1 protein-coding gene and 1 pseudogene are annotated in these 716 nt (G+C 21.5%); both read left to right on the top strand.

Annotated elements, in window-relative coordinates:
- Window positions 1-126: pseudogene (locus GQX97_RS15010) on the top strand (metallopeptidase TldD-related protein); the annotation flags it as partial.
- Window positions 127-365: 239 nt separating this feature from the next.
- Window positions 366-713, top strand: a complete 348-nt coding sequence (locus tag GQX97_RS15005) for a hypothetical protein (protein WP_232473400.1) — start codon at window positions 366-368, stop codon at window positions 711-713.
- The last annotated feature ends 3 nt before the right edge of the window (window positions 714-716 follow it).

Here is a 716-nt window from a genome sequence, read left to right as displayed (position 1 = left end):
GTATTAAATAGCTATCTATACAATAATTACACAGCAAGAAAAGAAAAGAGAAAAACAACCTCTCATGCATCAAGAGGATTCAAAACTTCTATAGGAATATCATGCCATAACTTAATTTCGCAAAGTCATTAATAAACAAAAAAAAYATAGAAAAAGATAATATAAAATTAATAACAGCATTYGGCATAAAACAGGAAGTTAATACTGTATTAGATGAAATAATAAAACTAATAGAATCAAATATTTCTTTAGAAGATATTACTATAATTTATTCTGATGCTGATAAATATCATGAYATTATAGTTGAAAGATTAAAAGAATGTAATATTAACTTTAATGAAAGAAGAGGRAATTTTATATGGAAAATGCCTCTTATACCTGTATTAATGTCTGTATTTACTGTGCTTGATAAAAAAGATAAAATAAACATTGATGTAGATAATTTAATTAAAATATTATCATCTCCTTTTATAAGCAATTGTGAAGAGATAAATAACTATAACATAAGAAACACATTGTATGCTAATGAAAAAATAGTTAGCATTATGCCGTTAGATGATTTTATAAAAAACGTAAAAGACAATAAGTTTATACTAGATTTTATAGAACTATTAAAAAAACTAATATATGCAAACACTTATAAAACTATAGCAATAGTTTATATAGAAATATTAAAATTTTTAAAAGTAGATTTAATATTTGATAATAAATAAATT

Source organism: Brachyspira sp. SAP_772, assembly GCF_009755885.1.
GTDB lineage: Bacteria > Spirochaetota > Brachyspiria > Brachyspirales > Brachyspiraceae > Brachyspira.
The sequence above is the reverse complement of the archived record's forward strand: the minus strand, read 5'-3'. Positions and strand labels throughout refer to the sequence as shown.